The organism is Streptomyces sp. NPDC107538 (genome assembly GCF_055657445.1).
Genome location: NZ_JBVKAY010000022.1, coordinates 116,136 through 123,265, shown reverse-complemented (window position 1 = coordinate 123,265; position 7,130 = coordinate 116,136). Strand labels below are relative to the sequence as shown.

At 71.8% G+C, this 7,130-nt stretch carries 5 protein-coding genes; 1 reads left to right on the top strand and 4 read right to left on the bottom strand.

What is annotated here, in order from left to right:
• From ACZ7MG_RS41355 to ACZ7MG_RS41340, 4 genes are all read right to left on the bottom strand, one after another.
• On the bottom strand, positions 1 to 690 hold a 690-nt coding region (locus tag ACZ7MG_RS41355; protein WP_471946742.1), incomplete at its 3' end, for a Tat pathway signal sequence domain protein.
• Positions 687 to 1,112, bottom strand: a complete 426-nt coding sequence (locus tag ACZ7MG_RS41350; RefSeq protein ID WP_471394683.1) for a hypothetical protein — start codon at positions 1,110 to 1,112, stop codon at positions 687 to 689. The genes ACZ7MG_RS41355 and ACZ7MG_RS41350, both read right to left, overlap by 4 nt.
• An 81-nt stretch (positions 1,113 to 1,193) precedes the next feature.
• Complete coding sequence (locus ACZ7MG_RS41345; protein WP_471394686.1) at positions 1,194 to 1,682, bottom strand: hotdog fold thioesterase; 489 nt, start codon at positions 1,680 to 1,682, stop codon at positions 1,194 to 1,196.
• 82 nt (positions 1,683 to 1,764) lie between these two features.
• Positions 1,765 to 4,044: an FdhF/YdeP family oxidoreductase gene (locus ACZ7MG_RS41340; protein ID WP_471394689.1), complete on the bottom strand. Its 2,280-nt coding sequence runs from the start codon at positions 4,042 to 4,044 to the stop codon at positions 1,765 to 1,767.
• A 150-nt stretch (positions 4,045 to 4,194) separates the two neighbouring features.
• Here ACZ7MG_RS41340 and polA point away from each other — a divergent pair, with 150 nt between their 5' ends.
• Entirely contained in the window at positions 4,195 to 6,921 is a 2,727-nt protein-coding gene (gene polA, locus ACZ7MG_RS41335; protein ID WP_471394692.1) for a DNA polymerase I, read from the top strand.
• Positions 6,922 to 7,130: the final 209 nt, after the last annotated feature.

Genomic DNA, 7,130 nt, shown 5'->3' with positions numbered 1-7,130 from the left:
GGCGTTTGGTGATGACATGGAATCGTTGCTACAGGCGACCTGAAGGGCGTCGGAGAGGTCCTGCGCATAGCGCTCGCCCAAGATGAAACTGTGCGGTTCTATTGCGCGCGTATTACGTAGAGTTACGTCCAGGAAAGGAAGTCCGGCGCTCTCCGGTACTTTTCCGCATTCCGTGATGCGCATGGTGATGACGATCTTTCGGTGCTCTTTCGTCCCGATTCGGAACGGAGTGCGCGGGTCCGTCCGCAGGGTGAGACCCGCATAGGGCTGGGTCATCCGTTCCACTGTGATCGCGGGGCCGTACCGCACGCTCAGCTCCAGCTCGAAACCGAAGCTCCCGCGCGGCGCCCCGGCGGGCGGGGTCACCGGACCCAGGTAGCTCACGCCGACCGCCTGGGAGGGGTAGGGCGCCTCCTGTGGCCTCGTCTCCCGCGGCGTCGGCTCCGGCGTCGTCGGTGCCGGGTGCGGGCGGGTGGCGTACAGCGCGCCCCCGCACGCGAGCAACGCCACGGCCGCCGCCACCGCGAGCACGGCCCGGCGGTGCCGGACGCAGAACTCCGCGAACCGCCCGCGCGGGGGCTCCGGTACGGGGTGGGACCCGGTCTCCGACGCGTCCCACGCGCGCGTGGCCTCGCCCGCGTCCCACGCGCGCGTGCCCTCACCGGGCTCGACCGGGCCGATCCCGCTCATCCCCAGGGCCCCTCGCTCGGCCCGCCGGAGCGATATCGCTCCCGGCAGTCCGCGCGCGCCCGCCGGACGATCAGCCGCTCCGCGGCGGCCGGACCCGAGCGCCGCTTCTCGGCCCGTGCCGCGTCCACGACCTCCCGCAGGATGTCGTACTGCCCGTTCGACAGCCCCATGGACTGGTAGTCGCCGTAGGTGGCGTCGTCCAGTACCTCCTGCGCCCAGTGCGCGACGATCCGCGCGCACAGTTCCTCGGGCGGGGTGGCCGACGGGGACGGCCGGTTCGGGGTGGCAGAGGGCGACGGCGAGGCGCCACCGCGCGCGGTGGCCGATCCGTCCGGCGCGCACCCGGCGACCAGGAGGCCGATCAGGAGCAGCGTCGGCCCTGATGCCGCCCCCGGCCGCCAGGGGGCTCCTCCCGTTGCCATGCCCCGACGCTAGGGCCTGCCCACCCCGGGCGGCCAGAGGCGAAGAGGCCTTCGCCGCGGCCCGCCCCGCCGCCACGGCCGTCAATCCGCCGCCCGCGCCGGCCCGCCCGCGGGCACCGGGGCGTCCCGCAGCAGACACGTCAGCCGGGCCGTGCACACCCGCTTGCCGGCCTCGTCGCTGACGACGATCTCGTACGTCGCCGTCGAACGGCCCCGGTGCAGCGGTGTGGCGACACCGGTCACCAGGCCGGACCGTACGCCCCGGTGGTGGGTGCAGTTCAGATCGACGCCCACGGCGATCTTGGAGCTGCCGGCGTGCAGCATCGAGCCGACCGACCCCAGCGTCTCCGCCAGCACGGCGGACGCGCCGCCGTGCAGCAGCCCGTACGGCTGGGTGTTGCCCTCCACCGGCATCGTCCCGACGACCCGGTCCGCCGACGCCTCCACGATCCGGACGCCCATCCGGGTGCCCAGATGTCCGGCGGAGAACATCGCGACCAGGTCGATGCCGAGGGCCGCGTACTCGTCGATGACCTCTTGCGGGAACTTCGCGTGGTGCTGCTCGCCCATGGGGCTCCGTTCGTCGTCGATCGCGTGCCCCGCCGGCCGGGGGCGCCACCGGCGAGGTGCGCCGGCACTCCTGAGCAAACGCTCAGTCGGTCGACGATTGTTCCAGACGGACCACGACGGACTTGCTGGCCGGGGTGTTGCTGGTGTCGGCGGTGGAGTCCAGCGGCACCAGGACGTTGGTCTCCGGGTAGTAGGCGGCGGCACAGCCGCGGGCCGTCGGATAGTGCACGACCCGGAAGCCGTCGGCCCGGCGTTCCACGCCGTCCTTCCACTCGCCCACCAGGTCCACGTACGACCCGTCGGCGAGCTTCAGCTCCCGCGCGTCCTCGGGGTTGACGAGCACGACCCGGCGGCCGTTCTTGATGCCCCGGTAGCGGTCGTCCAGGCCGTAGATCGTGGTGTTGTACTGGTCGTGCGAGCGCAGCGTCTGCAGCAGCAGGCGGCCCGCAGGCAGCTCGGGGTACTCGACGGGCGCGGCCGTGAAGTTGGCCTTGCCGGTGGCCGTGGGGAAGCGGCGCTCGTCGCGCGGGGCGTGCGGCAGGGCGAAGCCGCTCGGGTCGGCCACGCGCGCGTTGAAGTCCTCGAAACCGGGGACCACGCGCGCGATGCGGTCGCGGATCGTCGCGTAGTCCTTCTCGAACTCCTCCCAGGGCGTCCGGCTGTCCTCGCCGAGCACCCGGCGGGCGAGCCGGCACACGATGGCCGTCTCGGACAGCAGCTGTCCGCTCGCGGGCTCCAGCCGGCCGCGGGAGGCGTGCACCATGCCCATCGAGTCCTCGACGGTGACGAACTGCTCGCCGCCGCCCTGGAGATCGCGTTCGGTGCGGCCCAAGGTCGGCAGGATCAGCGCCCGCGCGCCCGTGACCGCGTGCGAGCGGTTCAGCTTCGTCGACACGTGCACGGTGAGCCGGGCCCGGCGCATCGCGGCCTCGGTCACCTCCGTGTCGGGGGAGGCCGAGACGAAGTTGCCGCCCATCGCGAAGAACACCTTCGCCTTGTCGTCGCGCATGGCCTTGATGGCGCGTACGACGTCGTAGCCGTGCTCCCGGGGCGGGGCGAAGCCGAACTCCTTCTCCAGGGCGTCCAGGAAGGCCGGGGCGGGCCGCTCGAAGATGCCCATCGTGCGGTCGCCCTGCACGTTCGAGTGCCCGCGCACCGGGCAGACACCGGCGCCCGGGCGGCCGATGTTGCCGCGCAGCAGAAGGAAGTTGACCACCTCGCGGATGGTCGGCACCGAGTGCTTGTGCTGGGTGAGGCCCATGGCCCAGCAGACGATGGTCCGCCGCGAGGCGAGGACCATGCGCAGCGCCTCGTCGATCTCCTTGCGGGTGAGGCCGGTCGCGGTGAGCGTCTCGTCCCAGTCGGCGGCGCGGGCGGCGGCGGTGAACTCCTCGTACCCGTGGGTGTGTTCGCGGACGAACTCCTCGTCCACCGCCCCGTCCGTCTCCAGGATCAGCTTGTTGAGGAGGCGGAACAGGGCCTGGTCGCCGCCGATGCGGATCTGCAGGAACAGGTCGGTGAGGGCGGCGCCCTTGAGCATGCCCTGCGGGGTCTGCGGGTTCTTGAACCGCTCCAGGCCGGCCTCGGGCAGCGGGTTGACGGTGATGATCTTCGCGCCGTTCGCCTTGGCCTTCTCCAGGGCGGAGAGCATCCGGGGGTGGTTGGTCCCCGGGTTCTGGCCGGCGACGACGATCAGATCGGCCTTGTAGAGGTCCTCCAGCAGGACGCTGCCCTTGCCGATGCCGATGGTCTCGGAGAGCGCGGAGCCCGATGACTCGTGACACATGTTGGAGCAGTCCGGCAGGTTGTTCGTGCCGAACTCGCGGGCGAACAGCTGGTAGAGGAACGCGGCCTCGTTGCTGGTGCGGCCGGAGGTGTAGAAGAGGGCCTCGTCGGGGGAGGCGAGGGCCTTCAGCTCCTCGGCGACGATGTCGAAGGCGCGCTCCCAGGACACCGGCTCGTACCGGTCGCCCCCCTCGGGCAGATACACGGGGTGCGTGAGCCGCCCCTGCTGGCCCAGCCAGTAGCCGCTGCGCGTGGCGAGGTCGGCGACGGGGTGGGCGGCGAAGAACTCCGGGGTGACCCGGCGCAGCGTGGCCTCCTCGGCGACCGCCTTGGCGCCGTTCTCGCAGAACTCCGCGGCGTGCCGGTGGTCCGGCTCCGGCCAGGCGCAGCCGGGGCAGTCGAAGCCGTCCTTCTGGTTGACCCGCAGCAGCGTCAGCGCGGTCCGCTTCACACCCATCTGCCGCTGGGCGATCCGCAGGGTGTGCCCGATCGCCGGCAGCCCCGCCGCCGCGTGCTTGGGTTCCGCGACCTGCGGCGCGTCCTGAACCGGATCATTCTTCGGCGCCTTGCCGGCCATGGCTGCTCCCCATTCGCATACACGTGCTGATTCGGGCGTGAGGCTACGCCTCCGATCCTCGCACGCGGACCCGACCGGAAACGAGCGCCGCCCGACGAGCGGGAGGGGAGCGGGGTCCGGCTGTCAGTGGCACGTGGCAGGATCGGGGACGTGGCTGAGACTGGAACGAAGAAGACCGACAGCGCCCCCGGCGGCAGCCGTCCCCGGCTGATGCTCATGGACGGGCACTCGCTGGCCTACCGCGCGTTCTTCGCGCTGCCCGCGGAGAACTTCACGACGGCGACGGGCCAGCCGACCAACGCGATCTACGGCTTCGCGTCGATGCTGGCGAACACGCTGCGCGACGAGGCCCCCACCCACTTCGCGGTCGCGTTCGACGTCTCCCGCAAGACCTGGCGCTCGGAGGAGTTCACCGAGTACAAGGCGAACCGTTCCAAGACCCCGGACGAGTTCAAGGGCCAGGTCGAACTGATCGGCGAGCTGCTCGACGCGATGCACGCGGTCCGCTTCGCCGTCGACGGCTTCGAGGCCGACGACATCATCGCCACCCTCGCCACCCAGGCCGAGGCCGCCGGCTTCGAGGTCCTCATCGTCACCGGCGACCGCGACTCCTTCCAGCTCGTCAGCGAGCACACCACCGTGCTCTACCCGACGAAGGGCGTCTCGGAGCTGACCCGGTTCACCCCGGAGAAGGTGTTCGAGAAGTACGGCCTCACCCCGGCCCAGTACCCGGACTTCGCGGCCCTGCGCGGCGACCCGTCCGACAACCTCCCCGGTATCCCCGGCGTCGGCGAGAAGACCGCCGCGAAGTGGATCAACCAGTTCGGTTCCTTCGCGGACCTCGTCGAGCGCGTCGAGGAGGTCAAGGGCAAGGCCGGGCAGAACCTCCGCGACCACCTGGAGGCCGTGAAGCTCAACCGCCGCCTCACCGAGATGGTGCGCACGGTCGAGCTGCCCAAGGCCGTCGCCGACCTGGAGCGGGAGGCGTACGACCGCAAGGCCGTCGCGATGGTCCTGGACACCCTGGAGATCCGCAACCCGTCGCTGCGCGAGCGCCTGCTCGCCGTCGACCCGGGCGCCGAGGAGGCCGACGCCGGTGAGCCGGCCGCCCCGGGCGTCGAGGTGGACGGCACGGTCCTCGGCTCCGGCGAGCTGGCCCCCTGGCTCACCGAGCACGGCACCGAGATCCTCGGCGTGGCCACGGTCGACACCTGGGCGCTCGGCACCGGCTCGGTCGCCGAGATCGCGCTCGCCGCGGCCGGGGGAGCCGCCGCCTGGTTCGACCCGACGCAGCTGGACGAGACCGACGAGACCGCGTGGGCGGCCTGGCTCGCCGATGCCGCCCGGCCGAAGGTGTTCCACAACGCCAAGGCCGCGATGCGGGTCTTCGCCGAGCACGGCTGGGCCATAAAGGGCGTCGGCATGGACACCGCGCTCGCCGCGTACCTGGTCAAGCCGGGCCGCCGCTCCTTCGACCTGGACGCGCTCTCCCTGGAGTACCTGGGCCGCGAGCTGGCCCCCGCCGCCACGGCCGACGGCCAGCTGGCCTTCGGCGCGGACGAGGGCGCCGAGGCCGACGCGCTGATGGTGCAGGCCCGCGCGATCCTCGACCTCGGCGTGGCCTTCGGGGAGCGCCTTCAGGAGGTCGGCGCGGCCGATCTCCTCAAGGACGTCGAGCTGCCGACCTCCGCGCTGCTGGCCCGCATGGAGCGGCACGGCATCGCGGCGGACCGGGCCCATCTGGAGGCCATGGAGCAGATGTTCGCGGGCGCCGTGCAGCAGGCGGTGAAGGAGGCGCACGCGGCGGCGGGACACGAGTTCAACCTGGGCTCGCCCAAGCAGCTCCAGGAAGTGCTCTTCGGCGAGCTGGGCCTGCCCAAGACCAAGCGCACGAAGACCGGTTACACCACGGACGCGGACGCCCTCGCCTGGCTGGCCGGCCAGACGGACAACGAGCTGCCGGTGATCATGCTCCGCCACCGCGAGCAGGCGAAGCTCCGGGTCACCGTCGAGGGCCTGATCAAGACGATCGCGGCGGACGGCCGGATCCACACCACGTTCAACCAGACGGTCGCCGCCACGGGCCGCCTGTCCTCGGTCGACCCGAACCTGCAGAACATCCCGGTCCGCACGGACGAGGGCCGCGCCATCCGCCGCGGCTTCGTCGTCGGCGAGGGCTTCGAGTCCCTGATGACGGCCGACTACAGCCAGATCGAACTGCGCGTGATGGCGCACCTCTCCGAGGACGCGGGCCTGATCGAGGCGTTCACCTCCGGCGAGGACCTGCACACCACGGCCGCCGCGCAGGTGTTCGGCGTCGAGCAGTCCGCCGTCGACGCCGAGATGCGCCGCAAGATCAAGGCGATGTCGTACGGCCTGGCCTACGGGCTGTCCGCGTTCGGCCTCTCCCAGCAGCTGAACATCGACGCGGGCGAGGCGCGGGCCCTGATGGACGCGTACTTCGAGCGGTTCGGCGGCGTACGGGACTATCTGCGCCGGGTCGTGGACGAGGCGCGGGCGACGGGGTACACGGCGACGCTCCTCGGGCGCCGGCGCTACCTCCCCGACCTCAACAGCGACAACCGCCAGCGTCGCGAGGCCGCGGAGCGGATGGCCCTCAACGCGCCCATCCAGGGCACGGCCGCGGACATCGTCAAGATCGCGATGCTGAACGTCGGCCGGGCCATGGACGAGGCGGGCCTCGCCTCCCGGATGCTCCTCCAGGTCCACGACGAAATCGTCCTGGAGATCGCCCCAGGCGAACGCGACCGCACGGAACAGATCCTCCGCCGGGAGATGGCCGACGCGGTTCGTCTGCGGGCCCCGCTGGACGTCTCGGTGGGGTACGGCTCCGACTGGGAGTCGGCGGCGCACTAGCGACCGTGGTCCGGCTGCGTGGCGGGGTTCGTTGTCGGGTGGGGTTGCGTTGCCGGGTGCGGGTGCGGGTGCGGGTGCGGGTGCGGGTGCGTGGGGCTTCTCGCGCAGTTCCCCGCGCCCCTTAAGGGCCTATGGCCCTTTCGGGCCGAAAAGCACGGGGCGCAGCCCCTGCTTTTCAGGGGCGCGGGGAACTGCGCGACCAGCCCCCA